The following is a 23,163-nucleotide window of genomic DNA, read 5'->3' as shown; positions in this document are numbered from 1 at the left end:
GAACGGGTGGGCTTCTACAACACGTACACGGCCTGCGCGGGGGCCGACGTCATCGAGCACCCGGACGTCGGCCGGGTGGCGGTGAGCAGGGACCGCGACAGTGGCGAGGTCCATGCCCTGCGTGGACGGTCCTTCGCCTCGGTGCAGTTTCACGCGGAGTCCGTCCTGACCCAGGACGGACCGCGGATCATCGGTTCGTTGCTCACCCAACTGGTGCGGCCGCGCACCCCTTAGGCCGACCGCGGCATCAGCCGAGAAGGGACACAGGCAGCGACATGGCACACGCACTCATCGCGGGCGGCGGCATAGGCGGCCTCGCCACCGCTCTCGCGCTTGCCCGCTGCGGTCACCGCGTCACCGTCCTCGAACGCGAGGACACCTTCGCCGAGATCGGCTCGGGCATCCAGCTCGCTCCGAACGGCTTCCATGCCCTGAACCTGCTCGGTGTGGGACAGGACGTGCGTGACCGGGCGGTGTTCGTCGACGAACTCCGTCTGATGGACGGTCTGACGAGCGAGAAGATCGCTGGCATGCCGGTCAAGGAGCGGTACCGGCAGCGCTTCGGCAACCCGTACGCCGTGGTGCACCGCCGGGATCTCCATGGCCCCCTGCTCTCGGCATGCCGGGCGAGCGAGGGCATCGAGCTCGTCGCGAGCGCCGCCGTGCAACGGTACGTACAGAATCCGGCATCCGTGACGGTGACCACGGCGGACGGCCGCACGTTCACCGGCGACCTGCTCGTGGGAGCCGACGGCATCCGCTCGACCGTTCGCGCACACCTGGTGCGCGACGGCGCTCCCCGGGTCTGCGGGCACACCATCTACCGCTCGGTGATACCGATCGAGAAGGTGCCGCGGCGACTGCGCTGGAACGTGGTGACCCTGTGGGCGGGCCCCGCCTGGCACTTCGTCCACTACATCATCGGCCGTGGCGAGTACCTCAACCTCGCCGCGACCCTCGACGACGGCGCCCGCGAGTCCGTCTCCGGACGCCCGGTGCAGCGGGCCGTCGTGCTGAGCCGCTTCCGAGAGCTGGGCGAAACCGCCCGGCTGCTCCTGGAGTTGGGTGAGCACTGGCGGCAATGGGTGCTGTGCGACCGTGATCCGGTCGACGTCTGGACGGACGGCCGGGTGGCGCTCATGGGCGACGCAGCCCACCCGATGCTCCAGTACGCCGCCCAGGGCGCCTGCCAGGCCCTGGAGGACGCCGTGGTCCTGGGTGACGTCCTCGCAGACGCCACCGACGACGACGTGGCGCAGTGCCTGGAGCAGTACAACGCCGTACGACGCGAGCGGACCGCGCGCACCCAACTGCTGGCCAGGGAGATGGGCACGCGCGTCTACCATCCCGCGGGGGAGGAGGCGCGGACACGCACCGCGATGCTGCGTTCGCTCACCGAGGACGACCTTTACGAAAAGGTGCACTGGCTCCATGGCGCCCAGGACTTCACCCGGTTCAGGCGTCCCTGACGGAAGAAGCCCGAGTTCTTTACCTTCCGGATGGTAAAGTGGGGCCATGGCGAGTAACGCAAAACGTCAGATCCTCGATGGCGCGCTCGACCTGCTCCGGGCCGAAGGGGGCGGGACGATCACCCTCGACGCGGCGGCCAAGCAGGCGGGGGTGACCAAGCCGGGGCTGATGTACCACTTTCCGACCAAGGAAGCCCTGATGCTCGCCGTCGTCGACCACGTCGCCGACCGGTGGGAGACGCTGCTGCTCGACCGTTTGGGGCAGCCGCTGGAGACGGCCACGCCGCACCAGCGGATCCGGGCCTACGTCGAGGTGGCTCTGGCCGCCGAGTTCGATCGCGCGGACTTCGCGATCTACTTCGACGCCCACTACCGCACTGCCCTGACCGACGCCTGGGTCCGCCGCATGGAACCGTGGCTCGCCGTCCCCGACACTCTGCCGGATACGGCACGCGCCCGGCTCGCCGCCGCCCGGCTGCTCGCCGACGGCTACTGGATCGCCGCCTCCACCGGTGTTTTCCCCGTCCCGCACCGCGACCGGGCCCACCTGCTCGTGGTTGCCGAAGACCTCCTGAAAGACGAGTCCTCCTGATGAGGAAATGGCTGCTGCTCATCGCAGCGATCCTGCCCGAAGTCACCGCCACGCTCTCCCTGCGCGGAGCCCTCGACCACCCGGCGCTGTACGTCGTCGTCGCGGTCGGCTATGTCGGCTCCTTCGTCGCCCTGTCGCGCGTGCTGCGCGCAGGCATGGCCTCGGCGTCGCCTACGGCATCTGGGCCGCTGCCGGTGTGGCCCTGACCTCCATCGCCTCTCGCCTCCTGTTCCACGAACCTCTCACCGAGGTCATGGGCGCGGGCATCGGCCTCATCATCATCGGCGTCCTGTGCATCGAACTCGGCGCCGCCCACTGATGACCTCATCAGCAGGGCTCTTGCAACGACTCCCCGGCTGACCGTCGGGCGCACTCCACCAATGCCGCCTGCATCGTGCCGCTGCTCATCACCTTCGGCCATCCATGGTGCGGCCATATCCAAGCTCAGCTCGCAGCGAAGGAAACCTGCAAGTAGTGGACGATGTTCTCGCCCTCGTCGGATACGGCGGTCTGACCGGTGAATGTGAATCCCAGGCCTTCGTAGAGACGTCGGGCGCGGGCGTTGTCGGCGTGGGTGAACAGCTGGAACCGGTCGTAGCCGCGGTTGCGGCCATCGGCGAGCAGTGCCCGGATGAGCCGCTTGCCCAACCCCTTGCCCCAGTACTCGGGGTGAACGGCAACCATGCTGATGTGGCACAGCCCGGGAATGGTCTGGCCGGCGCCACCCTCCTCGCGGCCGCTCATGCCGGCGGCAAGGCCGACCAGATGAGTCGCCGCGTTCTCGGCGACGAAGAAGAACGTGTCAGGACCGGTGAGTCTGCGGCGACCCCGGCCACGGCTCTCCCCGGCATGGGGGAGACGCCCGCTCCGCTGAGCATCGGCAGCACCCAGGATCGTCAGTGCTTCCGCGATATCGGTCGCGGTTCCGGGGCGGACGGTAACGGCGTCATTGGCTGGCACGGTGGGACGGTAGCCCTTGACCGGCAGAGGCGGTCAACCGTTGCCAGAAGGATCGCCTCGTCGTCCCGGACATAGGGCCGGGCTGCACCTCGTCCCCGCGCGAGTCGTCCAGGGATTTCAACTGCCCGAGACGGTGCGTCGATCCGGATGCCGGAGATCATCGCCGGCCCCTGTGCAGGCATCAGTGCCCCCGACGACGACATCCCCCCTTCACCGATTGAGCGTCAACGCTTCAGGTGGACGGTGAAGTGCCTCTCCGTCTCACCGGCGGGAACGGTGCGGACAAAGCCTTGGGCGTTGCGGTAGTCCCCCGATCCGCCGGTGATGCCGACGTCGACAGAGGACGGGGCAGGCAGGTGGAGCAGCGCCTGCGCGGCGAACTGCCCCTCAGGCAGGGCGAAGGTACCCAGGCACTGGAGCGCAGCCGGGCTGACCCGGGTATAGGTGCAGATCACGCTGTGATCGCCGACCTTCTCACCGTCGCGGTACAGGTCTTCGTGGATGACACGCTGGTCACCCAGGCTGATGCCCTCCTCGCCCAGATCGAGCTCCTCGCTCGCGGTCTGCTTGCCCACCAGCTCAAAGACCTCCGTGCGCTGCCGGGTGTCGGACGCATCGCTGGACGTCGACGGGCTGGCCGATGCCAGCGGGGCAATGGCGACACCCGCGATGACAGCAGCCATGCCCGCGGCTGCACTGAGGTAACGCACCTTCTTGGTCTTCAACATGCTCTTGGTCTTCAACATGCTCGGCAACTTGCTGCTCCGTTCCGTTGGAATGGAAGTCGGTTCGGTGGCGACGGGTGCGCCACGCCCACACGTCCGGGTCAGGAATCCGCGCGCTTCGGCAGCCGCCAGTTCGGGCGCGGGAAGTGGCAGGTGTAGCCGTCCGGGTAGCGCTGCAGGTAGTCCTGGTGCTCCGGCTCGGCTTCCCAGAAGGCGCCGGCCGGAGCGACTTCGGTCACGACCTCTCCCGGCCACAGACCCGATGCCTCGACATCGGCGATGGTGTCCTCAGCGATACGTCGCTGCTCGTCGTCGAGGTAGAAGATGGCGGAGCGGTAGCCGGCCCCGACGTCGTTTCCCTGCCGGTTCCTTGTTGTCGGGTCATGGATCTGGAAGAAGTACTCCAGCACGGCGCGGTAGTCGGTTGTGGCGGGGGCGAAGGTGATCTCGATCGACTCGGCGTGGGTGCCGTGGTCGCGATAGGACGGATACGGCATGTCGCCGCCGCTGTATCCCACCCTAGTGGTCAGCACACCCGGGAGCGACCGAAGCAGCTCCTGCATGCCCCAGAAGCAACCACCTGCCAGCAGTGCCTTCTGCGGGTCTTCACGCATCAGACGGCAGTGGCGTTGATGGTGACGGGGATGTTGCCGCGGATGGCCTTCGAGTAGGGGCAGAGCTGGTGGGCGGCGTTGGCGAGCTCGGTGGCCTGGTCCTGGTCGACGCCGCCGAGTTCGAGGTTGAGGACGGCGGCGAGGGAGTAGTCGCCGTCGTTGTGGTTCAGGGTGATCTCGGCGTTGATCTCGGTGCTGGTCAGCCTGACCTTGCGGTCGGCGGCGGCGCGACGGACGGCACCGAGGAAACAGGCACCCCAGCCCGCGGCGAAGAGCTGCTCGGGGTTGGTGGCGGTGCCGGCCCCGCCGAGCTCCTTGGGGTAGGAGAGCGTGGTCTCCAGCAGACGGTCGTCGGACTGGACGCGGCCACCGTTGCGGCCTTCGCCAGTGACGTTCACAACGGCGGTGTAGCTGTTCGGCATTGCATGTCCTCGTGGGGAAGTCGGGGCGTTGCGGGTCTCGTCGGTCGAGAAAACTCGAGTCGAGAAAGCTCCTTGGCGGGGACACGCATCGCGGGTCACCTGTTCAGGAGGTGACCCGATCGTCGCAGCATGGTCGTCACCTGTCAAGGTGGTGACGTTTGGGTGGGGTGGGCGTCCTCACTGCGCCCGCGGCGAGAGAGGCATCAGCTCCCGGTGAGAAGTGCCGTGACGTGGGCCGTGCCCGCGGGTACGGCGAGCAGCGTGCCGAGCGCGGTCCGCTCGGTCCGGGCCGGCGATCCGGTGTCGCCGGGTTCCGCCTCCGCGCCCACCAGCAGCACCTGCCACGGCCCCGGCGCACCCTCCGCCTCGACCGTGACCGTGTCGCCGTCGCGGGTCGTCCGGAAGACGGCTGCCGCGCCGTCCCGGGCGCCCGCCGCCGGGATCCGTGTCGTGGCCGTTGTACCGTCGACCGGCGCGTGGACCCGCAGTGTCACCCCGTGCGCCCAGTCGTACTCCGCCGCGTCGTCGCTCTCGCCGTACGGGATGACCGAGCCGGGCCGGGCGAGCAGGGGGAGGCTGTCGAAGCCGTACTGCTCACGCCGCCAGCCGGGCCCCTGGATCTGCTCGCCCGACAGCAGATGGGTCCAGGTGCCGTCCGGCACGTAGTAGTCGACGGTGCCGTCCGCCGAGAAGACGGGAGCGACGAGCAGGTCGTCGCCGAGCATGTACTGCCGGTCGAGGGTGTGGCAGGCGGGGTCGTCGGGGAATTCCAGCACCATCGCCCGCATCACCGGCGTGCCGCGCTCCGCCGCCTGCTGGGCCGCGCGGAACAGGTACGGCATCAGCCGGTGCTTGAGGCGGGTGAAGTCGCGGGTGACCGCGACCGCCTCCTCGTCGTAGTCCCACGGCACCCGGTAGGACTTGCTGCCGTGCAGCCGGCTGTGCGACGACAGCAGGCCGAACTGCACCCAGCGCTTGAAGACCTCGGACGTCGGCGTGCCCTCGAAGCCGCCGATGTCGTGGCTCCAGAAGCCGAAGCCGGACAGGCCCAGCGACAGCCCGCCGCGCAGCGATTCGGCCATCGCACCGAAGTGGGACTCGCAGTCGCCGCCCCAGTGGACCGGGAACTGCTGGCCGCCGGCCGTCGCCGAGCGCGCGAAGAGCACAGCCTCGCCCGCGCCCCGTGCCTCGCGCAGCACGTCGAACACGGTCTCGTTGTAGAGCTGCGTGTAGTAGTTGTGCATCCGCTCCGGGTCGGAGCCGTCGTGCCAGACCACGTCGGTGGGGATGCGCTCGCCGAAGTCGGTCTTGAAACAGTCGACGCCCTGCGCGGCGAGCGCGCGCAGCTTGCCCGCGTACCACTCCCGCGCGTCCGGATTGGTGAAGTCGACGAGGGCCATGCCCGCCTGCCACAGGTCCCACTGCCACACGTCGCCGTTGGCCCTGCGGACCAGATAGCCGTGCCGTTTGGCCTCCGCGAACAGCGCGGACTTCTGCGCGATGTACGGGTTGATCCACACCGACACGCGCAGCTCGTGCTCGTCCTTCAGCCGCCGCAGCATGCCCTCCGGGTCCGGGAAGACGTCCGGGTCCCAGGTGAAGTCGCACCACTGGTACTCGCGCATCCAGAAGCAGTCGAAGTGGAACACCCCCAGTGGGATGTCGCGCTCGGCCATGCCGCGTACGAACCGGTTCACCGTCTCCTCGTCGTAGGAGGTGGTGAACGAGGTCGACAGCCACAGCCCGAACGACCAGGCCGGCGGCAGCGCCGGGCGGCCGGTCAGCGCCGTGTAGCGGTCCAGGATGTCCTTGGGTGTCGGGCCGTACACGACGAAGTACTCCAGCGACTGGTCCTCGACGCTGAACTGCACCTGCCCGACGGCCTCCGAGCCGACCTCGTAGCTCACCTTTCCGGGGTGGTTGACGAAGACGCCGTAGCCGCGGTTGGTCAGATGGAACGGAACGTTCTTGTACGCTTGCTCGCTCGCGGTGCCGCCGTCGGCCTGCCAGATGTCCACGGACTGGCCGTTCTTGACGAACGGCGTGAACCGCTCGCCGAGCCCGTACACCAACTCGCCGACACCGAGGGACAGCTGGCCCAGCGAGTAGTGGCTGCCGTCGCCGGTCACCGCGAAGCCGGTCCCGCGCGCCTCGGCGGAGGTGAGGACGCGGCCGTCCGCGGTGAAGTCCAGCCGCCACGGTGCCGCGGTGTCCACGCGCAGGGACAGCTGCCCGGCCGTCAGCTCCAGCAACGAGCCCTCGCGGGTGACCTTCGCCGCGTGGCCCGGCTCGGCGCGCAGCGCGAACTCCGGGCCGCGCTCGGCGGCGCCCGCGTGGTGGGTGGAGCGGACGCCGATCACTCCCTCGGCGGGGGACCAGCATTCGACGGTCAGCAGCGGGCTGTTGAGGGTGTGGCCGCGCTTCGTCACGTGCCGCACGGGGGCGTAGAGCGTGAACCGGTCGTCGGTGACGTGTACGTCGGCGACCTCGGTCGCGTACGACGCCTTGACGCCGTCGCGCATGAGCCAGTAGCCGTCGGTGAACTTCATGGGGGGGTCCTTAACGAGGGGTGGTGCGGCTGCCGGGAGCGGCGGGTCAGGCGCCGGCGCGGGTGCGGTGGGCGGCGATCAGCCGCTGGTACCAGTGGTAGCTGTCCTTGGGCGTGCGCGCCTGTGTGGCGTAGTCGACCCGGACGATGCCGAAGCGCTGGCCGTAGCCGCGGGCCCACTCGAAGTTGTCCAGCAGCGACCACACGTAGTAGCCGCGCACGTCGACGCCGGCGCGCAGCGCGGCGGCGAGCGCGTCCAGATGGCCGTGGAGGTAGTCGATCCGATCGGTGTCGCGGACCCGGCCGTCGGCGTCGGTCGTGTCCGCCTCGGCCGAGCCGTTCTCGGTGATCAGGATCGGAGGCAGCGCCGGGTAACGCTTGGTCAGGTCGACCAGCAGGTCCGTGAAGGTGTGCGGGACCACGGGCCAGCCCATGGTGGTGTGCCGGACGTCGTCACGCCAGCTCTCCTCGGCCCGGACGTCGACCGCGGTACGGGTCGCCGGATCCGGGTCGCGGTACGGGGCGTCGGCGACGGTGATCGGCCGGTAGTAGTTGATGCCGACGAAGTCGAGCGGCGCGCCGATGAGATCGAGGTCGCCCTCGCGCCGGTAGGAGGCGTCGCCGGAGGGCAGGAGCTCGCCCCAGGTCTCGGCCTCGTGCTCCGGGTAGCGTCCGGCGAACAGCGGCTCGAACCACACGTCGTTGTGCAGTGTCTCCACGCGGCGTACGGCGGCCAGGTCGGCGGGGGAGTCCGTGGCCGGCAGCAGCCGGTCGGGGTTGAGCGTGATCCCGACCTCGCGTACGCCCGCGGCGCGCAGCTCGCGCACGGCGAGGCCGTGGCCGACGAGCAGATGGTGCGCGGCGGCGAGCGCGCCGCGGCCCTCGCGGGCGCCCGGGGCATGGGCACCCGCCGCGTAGCCGACGAAGGCGCTGCAGAACGGCTCGTTGAGGGTGATCCAGCGGTCCACCCGGTCGCCGAGCCGGGCGGCGACCAGGCCGGCGTACTCGGCGAAGCGTTCCGCGGTCTCGCGCACCCGCCAGCCGCCACGGTCCTCGAGGGCCTGGGGGAGGTCCCAGTGGTAGAGGGTGGCGGCGGGCGAGATGCCGGCCGCGAGCAGCTCGTCCACGAGCCGGTCGTAGAAGTCGAGACCCGCCGTGTTCACCGGGCCCGAGCCGTCCGGCTGGATGCGCGGCCAGGCGACCGAGAAGCGGTAGCTGTCCACGCCCAGCTCACGCAGCAGGGCGACGTCCTCGCGGTAGCGGTGGTAGTGGTCGCAGGCCACGTCACCGGTGGCGCCGTCCGCGACGCGTCCCGGCTCGCGGCAGAAGGTGTCCCAGATGGACGGGCCTCTGCCGTCCTCGTCGTACGCGCCCTCGATCTGGTAACTCGCGGTGGCGGCGCCGAAGAGGAAACCGTCGGGGAACTCGGGGAGTCTCATGATGGGTTACAGCCCTTACCGGCTACTTGACGGACCCGCCGGTGATCCCGGCGGCGATGTACTTCTGGGCGACGACGAGCAGGATCGCGGCCGGCACGGCCGAGAGCACCGCGGTCGCCATGACCGCGCCCCAGTCGCTGACGTGTGCGCCGACGAACTGGTAGATGCCGAGCGTGATGGGCCTGACGTCGTCCGTGGTGTTGAGGGTCAGCGCGAACATGAAGTCCGACCAGGCGAAGAGGAAGGTGAACAGGCCCGCCGTGATCAGGGCGTTGCGGCTCATCGGCAGCACGATCCGGACGAACGCGGTGAAGCGGTTCGCCCCGTCCACCATGGCGGCCTCGACCACCTCCCCCGGGATGGACACCATGAACGCCCGGAGCAGCACGATCGCGAACGGCAGACCGAGCGAGGCGTCCGCCAGGATCAGCCCCAGGTAGGAGTTGACCAGGCCGAGCTCTGCGTACGCGCTGTAGAGGGCATTGGCGATGACGATGCCCGGCACCATCTGCGTGATGAGCGTCGTGAAGACGATGCCCTGGCCGCCGCGCAGCCCGAACTGGGCGAGCCCGTACGCGGCGGGCGCGGCCAGCGCGAGACACACGACGACGGCGCCGAGCGCGACGACGAAGCTGGTGAGGAGCGAGCCGCCCTGAGTGCTGATCGCCGTGTCGAAGTTCTTCAGGCTCGGTGAGGCGGGAAACCACTCGGTGGCGGCGATGCTCGACTCGGGCTGGAGCGCGGTGTTGACCATCCAATACACCGGGAAGAGCAGGACGGCGAGGATCAGCAGCGCCGCGGCGGTGTTCCACGCCGAGCGAAAACGGAGACGGTTCGCCGGTCGGTTCATCGGCGCCTTCATCGGTCGGTTCATCGTCGGTCACTTCCCCTTGCCGAAGTCGGCGCGGTTGGCCCGCAGGTACAGCACGGCGAAGACCGCACTGATGAGGATCAGGACATTGCCCACCACGGCGCCCTGGCCGAAGTCGAGCTGAAGGAAGGACAACTGGTACGTGACCGTACCCAGCGTCTGCGTGGAGTCCGCGGGACCGCCCGAGGTCAGCGCCAGGATCAGGTCGAGGATCTTCACCGTCGACATGAAGCCCAGCACGAGCACGACCGTGATCACCGGGCGGAGCATCGGCAGCGTGATGCTGCGGAACGTACGCCACGCGCCGGAGCCGTCCAGCGACGCGGCCTCGTACAGCTCGCGCGGGATCTCCTGCAGACCGCCGTAGAGAATCACCATGTTGAACGGGATGCCGATCCAGATGTTGACCAGGATCGCCGACAGCAGCGCCACCCCGGGGCTGCTGAGCCACGGCACACCGTCCTGCGGGGCCAGGCCGACCGCGTGCAGGGCGGTGTTGAGCATCCCGTGGTCCTGGTCGAGGATGCGCCGCCAGACGACCGCGGAGACGACCATGGGCACGAGCCACGGCAGGAGCAGGATGGCGCGCACGAACCCGGAGAGCCGGAAGCGGCGCGAGAAGAACACGGCGAGCGCGAGGCCGATGGTGAACTGGCCGACCAGCGAGCCGACGGTGAAGACGGCCGTGTGCCACAGGGCGCCGGTGAACAGCTCGTTGGAGAAGACGGCCCGCCAGTTGTCGAGACTGTTGAACGGGGCCTCGCCGGTGAAGTACGTCTTCGGCGTGTAGTGCTGAAAGCTCATCACGATGTTGCGGACGAGCGGATAGCCGAAGAAGAGCGCCATGTAGGCGAGCGCGGGGAGGACGAAGAGCCAGCGGAGCAGTCCGCGGCCCCGCGGGGCACGCCCGGTGGCGGACTTCGCCTTGGCGGCCCCCGTGCTGGGCGCTATCGAGGTGATGGTGGTCATGGCCGGTTCCTCACTTCCCCGCCGAAGCCTGCTGCTGGGCCCGCTGCAGGGCCTGTTCGGGACTGGTCCGCCCGGTCAGCACGGACTGGAAGGCGCCCGCGAGCGCGTCCCCGACGACCGGCCAGCCGGTGCCGACCTTCGCGGTACGGGAGCGGGCCGTGGTGACCAGCTCGGCGAAGGCGGCGAGCTTCGGGTTCTGCTGCGCGTACGCCTCGGCGGCGGCGGAGCGGGTGGGCACGTTGTTGACGGACTCGCCCCACTGGAGCTGGTTCTTCTCGGAGTTGAGGCAGTTCAGGAGCTTGCCCGCGTTCTTCTCGCGGGCCGGGTCCTCGTCGTTCTTCGGCACGGCCATCACGGTGCCACCGATGGGCGGCACCGCGGGTTTGCCCGCTTCGGGCACCGGAATGCTCGCGACCGCCCAGTCCACGTTCTTCTGGGCGCTGAGGACCGGCACCTGCCACGGCCCGTTGATCATCATGGCGGCGCGGCCCGCGACGAACTGGTCGTTGACGTCCTGCTGGTTCCAGTTGACGACGGACTTCGAGGCGGAGCCGTCCGCGACCAGGTCCTTCCACAGCTGGAGGGCGGCCTCGCCCTTGCCGTTGTCGAGCTTGGCCTCGTCACCGCCGGCGGACCAGAAGAACGGCAGGAACTGGTAGACGCCGTCCGCGTTGGGGCTCGCGCTGAAGGCCATCCCGTACGTGTCGCCGACGGTGAGCTGCTTGGCTGCGGCCCGCAGTTCGTCCCAGGTGGTGGGCGGCGCGATGCCCGCCTTCTTCAGCAGCGCGGTGTTGTAGATCAGCGCGAGGGAGTTCACGGAGCGGGCGATGCCGTACTGGGTGCCGTCGTACGAGCCGAGGGAGGTGGCGCTCGCGGAGAAGCCGGAGGTGTCGACCCCGACTTCGTCGAGCGGCCGCAGGCCCTCCGTCTGCGCGAACTGCGGCAGCTCGGACCCGTCGAGCTCCAGGATGTCGGTGAGCGAGTCGGAGGACGCCATCCGCAGCGCCTTCGAGGCGATCTGGTCGGCGGGCACGCTGATCTGCTCGACCTTCAGGCCCATCGGCTCGGCGCAGCGGTCGAAGAACCGCTGGTTGGCGCCGTGTTCGGCGGTGTCGGTGGCCGAGTTGAGCACCGTGACGGTGCCGGGGTCGGGCTCGGCGGCGCATCCGGTCAGTCCCAGCGCGAGGGTGCTCGTGGCGAGCGCCGCGGCGAGGACGGGGAGGGGTATGCGTGGTCGTCCGGTTGGGGACGGCATGATCGGTTCTCCATTACATGTGCGGCTCTGGACATGCGGGGGTAAGGCGGGGGTGCGTGGCCGGCCGTGCCGAACGGGCGGCCGTCGCGGTCAGCCGGACGGCGGCGGAGCGAGGGCGGGCCCGGCCATCCGCGGCTCGATGAGGTGGTGCGGTGCGCCGGAGGGCACGGTCGAGGCAGGTGCCGCCGTTGTGGGCTCCTGGGACGACGCCGGCCGGCCGTCGCAGCCGGCGCTGATCGCGTCGATGGCGAGCCGGGCCACGGCCGTGGACATCTCCGCGACGGGCAGGTCGATCCGCGGCAGATGCCGGATGCCCAGCTCGTCCGGGAGGCTGCCGACGAGGACCACGGACAGGTCCTCGGGGACCCGTAGCCCGGCCGAGGACACGGCGTCCAGCAGGTGGGGGAGGAGGATCAGGTCCTGGACGACCAGCGCGGTCGGCGCGGGACGCACGGCCAGCGCCTCGCGCAGCCGGCGCCCGAGCCTCTCCGGGTCGCGGTGCGAGGAGAGCACGCGCACATCGGCCCCGGTCTCGGCGGTCGCGCGCCGGGCGCCGTCGAGGCCGCGCACCGCATAGCCGCGACGCGCGGCGATCTCGTGCTCGGCCGACGACAGGAAGACGATCCGCCGGTGGCCGGCCGCCGCGGTCTCACGGACGGCGAGGGCGACTGCCGCCTCCCAGTCGAGATCGGTCCAGGGCAGCGCCGCGTGGCCGTCGTGGCCGAGCAGTGCTGCGGGGAAGCCCAGCTTGTGCAGGACCTCGATACGGGGATCGCGCTCCTCGACCGCCATCAGCACCGCCGCGTCCGCGAGCCCGCTGCGGGCCACGCGGCGCAGCGCGCCGGCGCCGTCGCCTTCGGTGATGAGGAGCACGTCGTATCCGTGCCCGCGGGCGGCGTCGGTGACATCGATGGCGAACCGGCCGTCGATCGCCCGGTACTCACCGGGCACGCGCGGCACGGCCAGTGCCAGCACGTTGGTGCGGGAGCTGCGCAGTGTGCGGGCGCTGGCGCGCGGGTGGTAGCCGAGCTCGTCGATCGCTGCCTGCACCGCACGCCGGGTGTCCTCGGAGATCTTGCGGGAGCCGCTCAGGACGTAGGACACGGTGCTGGGCGCCACGCCCGCCCGCTCGGCGACATCCTTGATCGTGGCCATCTCGCCTCCGTCCGCCCACCCTCGGGCCCGTCGGGTTCATCGAATTCATCGAATCGATTCGATGAACGGCGTGACTTTAGGCAGACGAGGCCGGGAAGGGCAATACCCTTGGCGATATGTCCGGTTTGCGATCGAGGAGTTGTCGAGGGATGGCACCGTCAGATCGACCGGCGCCGTCACCGGTCCGTTCTCGCAGAGGAGCGCGTCGGCAGGTTCGCGTGCCGGAACTGCGGATTCGTTGATCATGCAGGCCGACGGGGGCACCTCCCGCTCGAGCGAAGCCGGGAGTGGGGAGGCTCACGCAACATCCGCGCGCGAGCGTGGGAGTTGTGGCAACGCGGAGCCCCGTCAACGGCCCCCGCCCCACCTCCGGAGCGCACGCGCCGGGCGGGGCTGGACGGAAACGCAGCATCACCGCCAGTGATGCCCGTTGTGCAAGCCCGGCTTAGCGTCGGGTAGTTGACGCCTGAGTGGTGGCTGCTCGCACCACGGTCAGGCCGCACCGGTATGGCTCGTCGAGCTCGCCGTCGGGGAAGAGCCGCGCCAGCGCGGTGCGGTTCGCGTCGAGGAGTGCGGCCCGCTCGACAGGGTCCATGATCACGAAGTGCGAGTGGGTGCCGAGGTTGCGGATGTGCTCCTCGACGGTGATCCGGCGTGACCACGTGATCTCGCGGGTGGACACCTGGACCGGAAACGGGGCGAACAGCTCGGCCACAGTTATCGGGAAGCTGTGGGTGAAGGGCGCGAGCCGGGCATCCTCCGCCGCGACCCACGGGACACGGACGTCGGCCTGGTTCCACCACAGGGCCAACACGCCGTGCGGGCGCAGCACGCGCAGCGCTTCGGGGACGGAGCGGGCCGGGTCGGTCCAGTGCCACGCCTGGGCGTAGGTGACCAGGTCGAAGCTGCCGACGGCGAACGGCAGGCGGTTCCCTTCGCCCCGCACCAGCGGGATCTCCGGCTCGGCCCGGCGCAGCTCTGCGGCCATACCGGCGCCCGGCTCCAGGGCGACGACGCGGGCGCCGCGCTCGCGCAGCAGCCGGGCGGCGATACCGGTGCCGGCGCCGCAGTCCAGCACGTCGGCGCCGGCCAGCGCTCGGCCGGCGAGCTCCTCCACGGCGTCGAAGAGGGCCGGCGGATAGCCCGGGCGAGCGGCAGCGTACTGCGTGGCAACGCTGTCGAAGGACAGGGCGCGGTCTTGGTTCGCGTGGGATGCCATGGCTGCGATCTTCCCGGGCGGAGGGCGGAGTTGCCAACGGCACAGTGAGGTCGGTTGAGGCGGCGAGGTCCATTAAGCACGCGGGGGAAGACTGCGCCTGAGTACCCGTACTCAGGCTGATTGTGTCGCTTGGCTCTGACGCGGCCCGTCTGTGTTCCCCACGATGGAGTGCTCCCCGCGTCGAGAGAGGTGCTTATGGGCCGTGACCTGCAGCTGCGCGCTGCCACTCCGGAGGATCTGGAGTGGATCTACGAACTGCGTCACCGGGTGTACGCACAGGAGTTGGGCCAGCATGTGCCGGATCCGGCCGGGCGGCTTCGCGACGGGCTGGACGGCGACAACGTCTACCTGGTCGCGGCGCGAGGAGCGGACCGCATCGGCTTTGTCAGCCTGACGCCGCCCTGGTTGGGGCGGTACGCGCTGGACAAGTACCTGACCCGGGACGAGCTGCCGCTGCTGACCGAGGACGATGTGTTCGAGGTGCGCATCCTCACCGTCGAGCCGCGCTGGCGGGCCACCGCAGCGGCACCGCTGCTGATGTACGCGGCGCTGCGCTGGATCGCTGCCCGGGGCGGTCGCCGGGTGGTGGCGATGGGGCGCACCGAGCTGCTCGACATGTACCTGGCCGCCGGTCTGCGCCCGGTCGGCCGTACCGTCCCCAGCGGTGCGTTGACGTTCGAGGTGCTGACCGGCAGCGTGACCGAGCTGACGAAGGTCACGATGGACCGTTACCGCACCACGTTGGAGCGTCTGCGGTCCGCAGTGGACTGGCAGTTGGATGTGGCGTTCGCACCCCGGTCGGACGGCTGCGAACACGGCGGTGCCTCGTTCACCGCCATCGGTACGGACTTCCGCAGTCTGGACCGGCGTCATCAGGTGGTCGCGGCCGACGTGTTGGATGCATGGTTCCCGCCGGCCCCCGGGGTGCGGGCGGCGCTCGCGGAAGATCCGGCCTGGGCCGCCCGGACCTCGCCGCCGACCGGTGCCGAGGGCCTGCTGGCGGAAATCGCCACGGCCCGGGCACTGCCGGCGGAGACGCTCGCGGTCGGCGCCGGTTCATCCGACTTGATTTTCAGGGCCTTTGGGCAGTGGCTGACCCCGCAGAGCAGGGTGCTGCTGACAGACCCGGGCTACGGCGAGTACGCCCACGTCACGGAGAGGGTGATCGGATGCCGGGTGGACCGGTTCCGGTTGCGCCGTGAAGAGGGCTGGCGGATCGATCCGGCCCGGCTGTCCGCTGCCGTCGGGTCCGGCCGCTACGACCTCGTGGTGGTGGTCAACCCGAACAACCCGACCGGACGCCACGCGCCGGCCGCTGAGTTGCGCTCGGTGATCGCCGCCGCGCCGGCCCGGACCCGCTGGTGGATCGACGAGGCATACCTGGGCTATGTCGACCTGAACGAGTCGCTCGCCGGCCTCGCCGCGACGGACCCGCGGGTGGTGGTCTGCACCTCACTGTCCAAGATGTATGCGCTGTCCGGCATGCGGGCGGCGTACCTGGTGGCCGAGCCGAACAGCGCGTCGCAGCTGCGCCGTTGGACGCCGCCCTGGCCGGTCAGCCTCCCGGCGCAGCTGGCCGCAGTGGCAGCCCTGCGCGACCCGGCGTACTACAGCGACTGCCGGCTTCGCACCCACGCGCTGCGCCGGCAGCTGGCCGCCGACCTGGCCGGGCTGGACAAGGACATGGTGGTCGAAGAAGCCGTGGCGAACTTCCTCACCGTGACCCTGCCGTCCGGCGGGCCGAGTGCCGCACAAGTGGTGAACGAGTGCCGCCGCCACGACGTATACCTGCGCGACCTGTCGCCGTTGTCGTCGGAGTACCAGGGGCGCACCGTGCGTATCGCGGTCAGGGACACCGTCGAGAATGCGCGCATCGTGGCCGCGTGCCGGGCCGCCCTGGACGTACTGCGGCCGCGTTCGGGCTCGCTCGTTTCGAGGCCTGAGATGCGTGAGATGCCTGCGGGCGTTCCCGCCTTCGGATCCACTCGATGATCACCGTGGCCTCCCTGGCGCCCTACCTCGGTGGGGCGTTGGCGCTGGGCGGCATTGCGGTGGCGGCGTCCCGGCGCCGCGAGCTGCTGATCCGGTGGTGCGCCTGGGCGGTCGGAGTGCCACTGGTCACCGGTGCGTTCTGGCTGGGCCGCCCGGGCGCCGCGGCCCTCGCCATCGCGGTCGGGGTGATCGCGGTGATGGAGTTCGGCGGGCTGATGCGGCTGGGCTGGGTGGACCGGGTGGTGCTGGCCGCGGCGGTGGCAGGCGTGGTGCTGGCCGCCTGGTTGGCGCCCGGACAGGTGCTCCGGGTGGTCGCGATCGGGGCGCTCGCGGTGGCCGCGGTGCCGCTCCTGGCCGGCGACGCCGACCACGGCCTGCGCCGGCTCGGCGCCGGCCTGCTGGGCCTTGCCTGGCTGAGCGTGCTGGCCGCGCTGGTGCCGCTCGGGGCGAGCGCGCTTGCGCTGTTCATGGCGGTCTCGGTCGCCGACATCGCGGCGTACTTTGCCGGTCAACGACTGGGCGGGCCACAGCTGTCGCCGCTGTCACCGGCCAAGCGGTGGAGCGGCACCCTGGCCGGGGCCGCGGCCGGCCTCGGCGTGCTCGCCGTGCTGTCCGCGCTGAGCTGGCCGATGGCAGTGGCGGTGGCGGTCGGCGGCCCGGCCGGCGACCTTCTCGAATCCATGATCAAACGAGGTGCACAGGCGAAGGACGCCGGCCGCTGGCTACCCGGCTCCGGAGGCCTGCTGGACCGGATCGACTCGCTGCTCATCGCGCTGGCCGTCCTGCTTGTCCTGCGCTGACCCACAGGCGATCCCGTCAAGGCCGGCCCAGGCGGTGATCGACGCTTGTGGACATAGTGTTGGACAGAGTGTCCGATGACCTTTAGGGTCGTCCGTGAGCGCTGTGGGGCGCCTGCTGTTTCCGACTGATCTGAAAGCGGATTTTTCGTGGTTGATGGGGTTTCCCGTCCGACCCTGCTCCTGGTGCATGGGGCATGGCACGGCGGGTGGTGCTGGGAGAAGTTGGCGTCGGTACTGCATGCCGACGGGTGGCGCACGCGAGCGGTCGATCTGCCCAGTGCCGGCGGGCGGGCGGGAGTGCAGGACGACGCGCAGGTGGTGCTCGGAGAGCTGGAGCGCATCGAGGGCCCGGTCGTGGTCGTCGCGCACTCCTACGGCGGCATACCGGTCAGCCAGGCCGTCGCCCAGGCCGGGAACGTGTCGCGGATCGTCTACCTGGCGGCGTACCAGCTCGATGTCGGCGAGAGTCTCCTGGGGTTCCATGGCGCGCCCGTTTCGCCGGGGCCGCGCGATGTCGAGGCCGTACCGGAGGATCCGGTCGGGCTGTTCTACGGTGACGTGCCTCGGTCCGAGGCCGAGCAGGCCGCCGCGCGGCTGATGCCGCAGAGCGCACAGTCCTTCAGGGACCCGCTGACTCGGGCCGGATGGCACACCATCCCGTCGACGTACATCGTCTGCGAGGACGACCGGGCCCTGCCAGTGCAGAGCCAGCAGACGCTGGCGGCCAGGTCCGGTGCGGTCCACCGCATCAAGAGCAGCCACTCGCCATTCCTGTCCAAGCCGGGGGAGCTCGCTGCTCTCCTGTCGGAGATCGCCCTCGCGTCGGAACCGTGCACAAGGAGAACGTCGTGAACAGCAACATCGGCCAGGAGGAGACGGGTGCGCCGTCCAGGGAAGAGATCAGGGCCGAACTCGTCGGACGTGCCATCGCCCTGCAACCGCTGCTGCGGGAGCAAGCGGCCCGCGGCGAGTCGGAGCGCGTCCTGTCGACGGAGGTCGTCGACGCCCTGACCGAGGCGGGCGTCTTCCGGCTGCTCACTCCCAGGCGGTACGGCGGCTACGAGACCGACCTGCGGACCCTGACCGAAGTCTCCGAGGCCCTCGGGGAGGGCGACGGCTCGGCGGCCTGGGTCGGGATGATCATCTCGGTGACCAACTGGCTGGCCTGCCTCTTCCCGGACAAAGCCCAGGAGGAGGTGTTCGGGGCCGATCCGGATGCGCGCGTGACCGGCGTGGCCGCGCCGGCGGGCATGGGGGAGCGGGTGCCCGGCGGCTGGCGCGTCAGCGGGAGGTGGTCGTACAACTCCGGTGCCCCGCACGCCACATGGGCTGCGGTCGGTACCCTGCTGAAGGATGAAAACGGAGCGGTCACGGACCAGGCGCTCGTGCTGATCCCTGCCTCGGACCTGGATGTCGAGGACACCTGGCACACCGCGGGCATGAAGGCAACCGCCAGCAACACCCTGACAGGGCGGGATGTGTTCGTACCCGAGCACCGTGTGCTGTCGGTTCCCGCGGCCGCGGAGGGCGTGTATCCGCGCGCGTCCCGGGACGAGACGCTGTACGGCTCGACGTTCGGCCCCATGCTGTTGCTGTGCCTGGTCGGACCGCTGCTCGGTCTGGGGAAGGCAGCCATGAACGTGGTGGTGGAGGCCGCCGCGGCGAAGCCGCTGTCGTTCACCGTCCACAGTCGGCAGGCGGACTCGGTGGGCGTCCAGCTGCAGACGGCCGAGGCTGCGCTGAAGCTGGAGACCGCCCGCCTGCACACCTACCGGGCCGTGGACGAGGTGGACCAGGCCGCCTCCTCCGGCGCTCCCCTGGACTACGCCGCACGGGCACACGTCAGGGCCCGGGCCGGCTTCGCCGCACAGCAGGTACTCGAGGCGGTCGGCACCCTGCTGAATGTGCATGGCGCGTCCTCGTTCGCGGACGCCGGCCCGCTGCAGCGCATCTGGCGTGACGCCAACGTCGCGGCGCGGCACGCCGGCCTGGTCCCCGCGGTCGGCCTGGAGGTCTACGGCAAGTCCCTCCTCGGCGTCAGCGAGCGGGTGAGCCTGATGCTCTGAACCCGACCCGCGGCGGCGAGCGCTCGGCGCGGTGTGGGCAGGACCGTTCACCGGTGACCTGCAGACACACCTGGCATCCGGTTCCTTAGGATGCGTGTATGCCTTCCACCACGCGACGACCCTCCAGTGCGGCCGACCGGCGGGCCGCCCTCGAAAAGCGGATCCTGGCCGTGATCGAGGAGTGTCTGCGCGGTGGTGTGACCTACACCGAGCTGAGCGTGGAGCAGATCGCGCACGCCGCGGGGATCTCTCGTTCGACGTTCTATCTGTACTTCCGTGACAAGGTCGACGTGCTGCTCCGGCTGAGCGGCTCCCTCAAGAAGGAGAGCTACGCGATCGCGGCATCCTGGCGGCCGACCGGCCCCGACGGTGGCCTGGACGGCCTGGCCCGTACGTATGAGCTCATCCTGCGCCATTACCGCGAACATGCCGCCCTGCTCGCGGCGATCAATGAGGTGGCCGCGTACGACCCCTTGGTCCGCGAGGCGTGGACGGCCGACCAGGACCGCTTCATCGACAACCTCGTGACGGTCCTGCAAGAGGAGCAGCGGGCCGGCCGCACCCCCGCGGACATCGACCCCGAACTCGCGGCCAGGGTGATCGTCCAAGGAGGCGGTCAGGTCATCGCGCAGCAGGTGGCGGGCGGCGACGGCAGCGACGACGCCGTCGTGGCCCGCGAGCTGGCCCGTGGCTACTGGTACGGCGTGTACCGCCGCCCGGCAGCGTGACTGGTCGCGTCAGCGTGTGAGGGACGCGGCGTCCCCCATGACGATCACCGGGTGCTGGTCGGGGTCGAGGGTGCGCAGGAGTTCCCTCATGTGCTGCTGCGCCATGCTCACACAGCCGCGCGTGGGCCCACCGTGATCGACGTGCAGCCAGATGCCGCCGCCCTTGCCGGCGCCAAGAGGGCGGGTCCAGTCGAGGGGGGAGGTTCCGGGCTTGCGGTTGTAATTGATCGCGACGACGTAGTCGAAGGATCCCGCGAGCGGTTCGCCCTCGAGGCCCGTGCCGCCGATGGTGAAGCTCTGCGACTGGTCGTACGGCAGCTCGGTGCCGGGATCGGGGAGCAGTCCGCCGGCGTCGGTGAGGGTGAACACGCCGATGGGCGACCGGAGGTCACCGAGGCGGTGGTCGTCCGTCCAGCCCTTGAGAGCGTTGTGGGCCGGCCAGGCGGCCCCCGGCTGCCAACTCGCGCCGGTGCGCTGGTACAGCACCACCTTTGAGTCCGAGGAGTTCTTGCCCTGGCCGGTGACCAGCACAACCTGGCGCGCGTTCGCGGGGACGTCGGCCAGCGTCCGCGGCCCCAGGCCCGGTAGCTGCTCGGGGACGGACGCGGCGGACGCTTCACTGTCCGCGGATGTCCGCCCGGGCATGGCCTGTGTCGTGCCGGCGGACGCCGGCCGGGCAGCGTCGGCCGTCTCGACGCCCGTCCCCGCGCACCCGGCCAGGGTGACGGACAGAGTCAGGACGGCTGGTATCCCCAGACGGTTCAGGGCCGGGACAGTGGAGGTCGTTGCCAGAAGCCGCAGTGGCGACAGGCGACGGATTGATGAAGTAGCCATGGCCATCAGCCTGAACGTGACTTGTGAGGAACTGATCAGCTCCGACTCACGACGTCGGACCGGTTCGGACGCCGTGACGAGGCGTGCTGCCGGCGCCGAACGCGGCCAAGGGCGTGCGCCCAGCCTGGCATGCGGACATCAGGAAGTTGTCAGGGTGTGGGAAGCCCCTCACCTGGCCCTGGAAGCCGATCGCACACGCTTAGAGTCGGCTGCGTGTGCGCGCATATTCTGATTGCGGAAGACGATGAGATGCAGGCCGAGCTGATACGACGGCTGCTGCTTCAGGACGGCCACAACCCCGTCGTGGTCACCGACGGCCGGGCTGCCATCGACGCAGCCGAAAGCCGCCGACCCGACCTGGTCGTCCTGGATCTGATGCTGCCCAAGGTCGACGGTCTCGGCGTGTGCCGTGTGCTGCGCCGGCACGGGGACATACCCGTTCTCATGCTCACCGCCCGCTCCACTGAGGACGACGTGCTGCTGGGCCTGGAGCTCGGCGCGGACGACTACATGACCAAGCCGTACAGCCCACGGGAACTGCTCGCCCGCATACGCACCGTGCTGCGTCGCACCCTCCGCCCCGCCGACGACTCCCCAGTGCTCCGTGCGGGCGGCATCACCGTCGATCCCGCACGGCACGAGGTCACCTGCGACGGCATCCCCGTCCCGTGCACTCCCGGCGAGTTCGCCATCCTCCACGCCATGACCGCGGAACCCGACCGGGTCTTCTCACGCCGTCAACTGCTGCAGCTCACCCGGGGCCACGACCGCGCCTCCACCGACCGCGCCATCGACGTACACATCATGAACCTGCGCAAGAAGATCGAGCCCGACCCGCGCAGGCCCATCCGGCTGCTGACCGTCTTTGGCGTCGGCTACAAGCTCACCAGGCTGCCGACATGAGGCCCGGCCCCCGCATCCCCTGGCGCAAGAGTCTGTTGGTCCGGCTTCTCCTCACCTCCATGACCATCGCCGTACTCTCCGTGGGCGCCACCGCCTGGCTGGCCGTGGAGACCACCACGCGGGCCATCCAGGAGGAGCGCGGCCAGGTGCTCTCCGACGACACCGACATCCTGCGTCAGCTCAGCGGCTTCGCCGCGACCCACCCCACCTGGAGCGGAGTGCAGCCCTCGGTCCGCGCGCTCTCGCGCACCATGGGCCGGCGCATCGCCCTGACGACCGAGACCGGGCACACCATCGCCGACTCGGCTGCCGCCGGCACCGCCCTGCCCGCCCGCGCGTCGGCCACCGTAGACCCGCTGACCACCGATACGTACACCGAGCCAGGAGCCCAGCTGGCTGGGATCGATCCACGGGCAGTGGGACCGTATCTGCTCACCGCGGCCGAACGGACATGGGTGAAGACAGTCGCCGAGAAGCGTCTGGTGTGTATGCGCCGGTACACGAGCGACGGGCGCCTGCAACAACTGCCCAGCGGCCGTACGGTAGTCATCGCCCCCGACGGCGGAGCGGCCTCCGTGCCGCTGGAGTGCGCCGACGGAGTCCTCAACACACCCACGCGCACCGAGCAGAAGGCACTGGACGAACTCAACGTCCTGGCCAAGCGCTGCTTCGACCTCAATTCCAAGAAGGGGCGGGACGCCACACCGGTGGGAATCTGGGGTGAACTCATCGCCGGCGTCGACACCCCGGCGGGCGACCGTGCCCGCGGGCTCGGTGTCAGCCGGCAGACGCAGACCTGTGTCGACAGCGCTCGCCGCACACAACTCGACCCGTACGTCGCCCCGAGGGCCAGACTCTATCTGGGCAACCTGGGCGGGCAGCCCGCAGGCTTTGACCTCTCGCCCACCAACAAGGCCAAGATCATCGCCGTCACGGCGCTCGTCCTCGCCGTCACCATCGCCATGACCACTGTCGTCGCGATCCGCCTCGTCCGTCCCCTGCGAGCCCTGACAGCCGCGGCCCAGCAGCCGCCGCAGCGGCACGCACGCGTCGCCGTCACCACCAAGGACGAGACCGGCTACCTGGCCGCCGCCTTCAACGATCTCACCGCGCGCCGTGAACACCTTGAAGCCCAACGCAAAGCCATGGTCAGCGACATCGCCCACGAACTGCGGACACCGCTGACAAATATCCGTGGCTGGCTGGAAGTCACTCGCGACGGGTTGGTCGAGCCGGACCCGGACCTCATCGCCGCGCTGCACGACGAGGCACTGCTCCTGCAGCACATCATCGACGATCTGCGCGATCTCGCCGCAGCCGACGCCGGCACCCTGAAACTGCACCGCGAACAGGTACGCGCGGACGACCTCGTTGCCCAGGCGGTGTCGGCCCACAGCACCCGCGCCGAAACCGCGGGCATCCGCCTGCACGCGCACGCCGACCCCGGCCTCCGGCTGGACGCCGACCCGGTGAGGATGCGCCAGGTTCTGGGCAACCTCATCTCCAACGCACTCCGGCACACCCCCACGGGCGGTACGGTCACGGTCACCGCGCGGCACACCGGTGACCTGGCCGTTCTCACAGTGGAGGACACGGGCGGCG

23 protein-coding genes and 1 pseudogene are annotated in these 23,163 nt (G+C 70.1%); 12 read left to right on the top strand and 12 right to left on the bottom strand.

The features are described 5' to 3' along the window. The 5 genes and pseudogenes from ACTWQJ_RS18995 to ACTWQJ_RS18975 all read left to right on the top strand — a co-directional run. A pseudogene (locus ACTWQJ_RS18995) lies at positions 1–234 on the top strand (phenazine-specific anthranilate synthase component I); the annotation flags it as partial. Positions 235–275: 41 nt separating this feature from the next. Next, on the top strand, positions 276–1,469 hold the full coding sequence (locus tag ACTWQJ_RS18990; RefSeq protein WP_443307821.1) for a 3-hydroxybenzoate 6-monooxygenase: 1,194 nt from the start codon (positions 276–278) through the stop codon (positions 1,467–1,469). Between the two features lie 46 nt (positions 1,470–1,515). After that, entirely contained in the window at positions 1,516–2,061 is a 546-nt protein-coding gene (locus ACTWQJ_RS18985; protein ID WP_443307820.1) for a TetR/AcrR family transcriptional regulator, read from the top strand. Continuing rightward, a complete protein-coding gene (locus tag ACTWQJ_RS18980) occupies positions 2,061–2,267 on the top strand; it encodes an SMR family transporter (RefSeq protein ID WP_443307819.1) in 207 nt (68 codons plus the stop codon). The genes ACTWQJ_RS18985 and ACTWQJ_RS18980 overlap by 1 nt, the downstream gene beginning before the upstream one ends. Further along, a complete protein-coding gene (locus ACTWQJ_RS18975; RefSeq protein ID WP_443307818.1) occupies positions 2,258–2,380 on the top strand; it encodes a hypothetical protein in 123 nt (40 codons plus the stop codon). The genes ACTWQJ_RS18980 and ACTWQJ_RS18975 overlap by 10 nt, the downstream gene beginning before the upstream one ends. Positions 2,381–2,505: 125 nt before the next feature. Here ACTWQJ_RS18975 and ACTWQJ_RS18970 read toward each other — a convergent pair whose 3' ends face one another. The 11 genes from ACTWQJ_RS18970 to ACTWQJ_RS18920 all read right to left on the bottom strand — a co-directional run bounded on the left by ACTWQJ_RS18970 (position 2,506) and on the right by ACTWQJ_RS18920 (position 14,238). Beyond that, entirely contained in the window at positions 2,506–3,021 is a 516-nt protein-coding gene (locus ACTWQJ_RS18970) for a GNAT family N-acetyltransferase (RefSeq protein WP_443307817.1), read from the bottom strand. A gap of 224 nt (positions 3,022–3,245) precedes the next feature. Continuing rightward, a complete protein-coding gene (locus tag ACTWQJ_RS18965; protein WP_443307816.1) occupies positions 3,246–3,767 on the bottom strand; it encodes an allene oxide cyclase barrel-like domain-containing protein in 522 nt (173 codons plus the stop codon). Between the two features lie 80 nt (positions 3,768–3,847). Beyond that, the gene (gene msrA, locus ACTWQJ_RS18960; RefSeq protein WP_443307815.1) at positions 3,848–4,360 is read right to left on the bottom strand and encodes a peptide-methionine (S)-S-oxide reductase MsrA; all 513 of its coding nucleotides are present in this window, start codon (positions 4,358–4,360) and stop codon (positions 3,848–3,850) included. After that, entirely contained in the window at positions 4,360–4,782 is a 423-nt protein-coding gene (locus ACTWQJ_RS18955; protein ID WP_443307814.1) for an organic hydroperoxide resistance protein, read from the bottom strand. The genes msrA and ACTWQJ_RS18955 overlap by 1 nt, the downstream gene beginning before the upstream one ends. Before the next feature lie 203 nt (positions 4,783–4,985). After that, positions 4,986–7,331 (bottom strand): alpha-xylosidase, encoded by a 2,346-nt coding sequence (gene yicI, locus ACTWQJ_RS18950; RefSeq protein ID WP_443307812.1) that lies wholly within the window; start codon positions 7,329–7,331, stop codon positions 4,986–4,988. Positions 7,332–7,377: 46 nt separating this feature from the next. Next, positions 7,378–8,769, bottom strand: coding sequence for a GH1 family beta-glucosidase (locus ACTWQJ_RS18945; RefSeq protein WP_443307811.1), 1,392 nt, complete (start codon positions 8,767–8,769; stop codon positions 7,378–7,380). Between the two features lie 22 nt (positions 8,770–8,791). Then, positions 8,792–9,619 (bottom strand): carbohydrate ABC transporter permease, encoded by an 828-nt coding sequence (locus ACTWQJ_RS18940; RefSeq protein WP_409467476.1) that lies wholly within the window; start codon positions 9,617–9,619, stop codon positions 8,792–8,794. A 30-nt stretch (positions 9,620–9,649) separates the two neighbouring features. Further along, entirely contained in the window at positions 9,650–10,609 is a 960-nt protein-coding gene (locus ACTWQJ_RS18935; protein ID WP_443307810.1) for a carbohydrate ABC transporter permease, read from the bottom strand. A gap of 10 nt (positions 10,610–10,619) precedes the next feature. After that, the gene (locus ACTWQJ_RS18930; protein WP_443307809.1) at positions 10,620–11,864 is read right to left on the bottom strand and encodes a sugar ABC transporter substrate-binding protein; all 1,245 of its coding nucleotides are present in this window, start codon (positions 11,862–11,864) and stop codon (positions 10,620–10,622) included. 90 nt (positions 11,865–11,954) lie between these two features. Next, entirely contained in the window at positions 11,955–13,019 is a 1,065-nt protein-coding gene (locus ACTWQJ_RS18925; protein ID WP_443307808.1) for a LacI family DNA-binding transcriptional regulator, read from the bottom strand. Positions 13,020–13,464: 445 nt separating this feature from the next. After that, the gene (locus ACTWQJ_RS18920) at positions 13,465–14,238 is read right to left on the bottom strand and encodes a class I SAM-dependent methyltransferase (protein WP_443307807.1); all 774 of its coding nucleotides are present in this window, start codon (positions 14,236–14,238) and stop codon (positions 13,465–13,467) included. A 195-nt stretch (positions 14,239–14,433) separates the two neighbouring features. Between ACTWQJ_RS18920 and ACTWQJ_RS18915 the strand changes: the two genes are divergently transcribed. From ACTWQJ_RS18915 to ACTWQJ_RS18895, 5 genes are all read left to right on the top strand, one after another. Next, positions 14,434–16,230, top strand: a complete 1,797-nt coding sequence (locus ACTWQJ_RS18915; RefSeq protein ID WP_443307806.1) for an aminotransferase class I/II-fold pyridoxal phosphate-dependent enzyme — start codon at positions 14,434–14,436, stop codon at positions 16,228–16,230. Beyond that, positions 16,227–17,030, top strand: a complete 804-nt coding sequence (locus ACTWQJ_RS18910; RefSeq protein WP_443307805.1) for a phosphatidate cytidylyltransferase — start codon at positions 16,227–16,229, stop codon at positions 17,028–17,030. The genes ACTWQJ_RS18915 and ACTWQJ_RS18910 overlap by 4 nt, the downstream gene beginning before the upstream one ends. Positions 17,031–17,177: 147 nt before the next feature. Next, positions 17,178–17,882, top strand: a complete 705-nt coding sequence (locus ACTWQJ_RS18905) for an alpha/beta fold hydrolase (protein ID WP_443307804.1) — start codon at positions 17,178–17,180, stop codon at positions 17,880–17,882. Continuing rightward, the gene (locus ACTWQJ_RS18900; RefSeq protein WP_443307802.1) at positions 17,879–19,096 is read left to right on the top strand and encodes an acyl-CoA dehydrogenase family protein; all 1,218 of its coding nucleotides are present in this window, start codon (positions 17,879–17,881) and stop codon (positions 19,094–19,096) included. Before ACTWQJ_RS18905 ends, ACTWQJ_RS18900 begins: the two co-directional genes overlap by 4 nt. A gap of 98 nt (positions 19,097–19,194) precedes the next feature. Next, entirely contained in the window at positions 19,195–19,824 is a 630-nt protein-coding gene (locus tag ACTWQJ_RS18895) for a TetR/AcrR family transcriptional regulator (protein ID WP_443307801.1), read from the top strand. Positions 19,825–19,833: 9 nt separating this feature from the next. Here the strand turns inward: ACTWQJ_RS18895 and ACTWQJ_RS18890 are convergent, their stop codons facing one another. Then, positions 19,834–20,658, bottom strand: coding sequence for a L,D-transpeptidase family protein (locus ACTWQJ_RS18890; RefSeq protein WP_443307800.1), 825 nt, complete (start codon positions 20,656–20,658; stop codon positions 19,834–19,836). A gap of 213 nt (positions 20,659–20,871) precedes the next feature. Between ACTWQJ_RS18890 and ACTWQJ_RS18885 the strand changes: the two genes are divergently transcribed. Next, positions 20,872–21,561, top strand: a complete 690-nt coding sequence (locus ACTWQJ_RS18885; protein ID WP_443307799.1) for a response regulator — start codon at positions 20,872–20,874, stop codon at positions 21,559–21,561. After that, positions 21,558–23,163, top strand: a 1,606-nt coding sequence (locus tag ACTWQJ_RS18880) for a sensor histidine kinase (RefSeq protein ID WP_443307798.1), incomplete at its 3' end; no start/stop codon positions are given. The genes ACTWQJ_RS18885 and ACTWQJ_RS18880, both read left to right, overlap by 4 nt.

The organism is Streptomyces sp. KR55 (genome assembly GCF_052245645.1).
GTDB lineage: Bacteria > Actinomycetota > Actinomycetes > Streptomycetales > Streptomycetaceae > Streptomyces > Streptomyces flavusporus.
Note: the sequence above shows the minus strand (reverse complement) of the source record. Positions and strands in the feature narration are given on the sequence as shown.